The 228-nt window shown below is 32.9% G+C and carries 1 protein-coding gene; it reads right to left on the reverse strand.

The features are described 5' to 3' along the window. On the reverse strand, positions 1–228 hold a 228-nt coding region (locus tag SB658_RS28310; RefSeq protein WP_410603943.1), incomplete at both ends, for a sirohydrochlorin chelatase.

The raw sequence follows: 228 nt of genomic DNA on the forward strand, positions 1-228 counted from the left end.
GGTCACTACTACCTCTCCCTACGAGTAAAACACTACTACTTTGCATTGGAATAGTTTCACGTATTCTTTTTACTACAAGTTCAACCATATGTGGATGTGTACTAAAAGGTTGTACAACTGAAAATGTTATATGTGGATATTGCTTTTGTATTTTTTCTATCTCAAAAGGAATATCACGTTTATAGTGAGCTGCTGCAAATAATAAAACAGGTACAATCATTATTTCAG

The organism is Bacillus sp. SIMBA_008, from assembly GCF_046535495.1.
GTDB lineage: Bacteria > Bacillota > Bacilli > Bacillales > Bacillaceae > Bacillus > Bacillus subtilis.